General features: G+C 52.5%; 1 pseudogene. It reads left to right on the forward strand.

The annotated features are described in order from the left end of the window. Positions 1-90 precede the first annotated feature (90 nt). Positions 91-741: pseudogene (locus QC823_RS16145) on the forward strand (IS630 family transposase); the annotation flags it as partial. Positions 742-829: the final 88 nt, after the last annotated feature.

The following is an 829-nucleotide window of genomic DNA, read 5'->3' on the forward strand; positions in this document are numbered from 1 at the left end:
AGAATAACGTGGCACATGAATTCCATACCGCTCCCCCTGGATTGAATTTAGGCGATATCGCCAACCGGACAACAAGGCTGACAGAGGGGGACAGTGACCCTTCGCCGGGCGTTGAAAAAAAATCGTTATAGTTTCAAGCGCATTCGGCACTCGCTTAAGACCCGGCGAGACGAAACGGATTTCCGCAACACCCAAAGCCTCCTCAAGGCGCTTCACCAGCGGGAAGACGAGGGCGAACACGAGCTTTATTACGTCGATGAGTCGGGGTTTTCACAATCGTCGTCGGTGCCATACGCATGGAGCCCTATTGGCAAGCCCTGCGAGGTAACTGCCTACTCACACAGCTGTAGACTGAATGTACTGGGATTTCTCAGCCGAGCCGGAAAACTGGTCTCCCATACCACCACCGAACCAGTGACCACCGAAACAGTCATCGAAGCGTTTGACCAGTTTGTGGCCCAGAAAGACCCCGATACCTTCGCCGTTGTGGTGCTCGACAATGCCAGCATGCATCGTTCCAAGGCCTTCAGACGGAAGATAGCGGAGTGGATGTCGCATCGAGTGCATCTAAACTACTTATCGGCTTACTCGCCAGAGCTGAATCTGATTGAGATTCTATGGCGGCAGATGAAGTACGCATGGCTGCCGTTGAGTGCGTACCTGACGTTTGATCGGCTATGCGATGAGGTGCATCGGTTGCTCGGTGGCTATGGAGATGATTACGCTATTAATTTTGAGTAGGTGTTTGGTCCCGGATGATGAAATCGCCCATAGAAGTTATCCTCTGCTAGCAGCCAGGGAGCTTCTTCATCAATTTATCCGGGAGCAG

It is taken from the genome of Vreelandella vilamensis, from assembly GCF_031451755.1.
Classification (GTDB): domain Bacteria; phylum Pseudomonadota; class Gammaproteobacteria; order Pseudomonadales; family Halomonadaceae; genus Vreelandella; species Vreelandella vilamensis.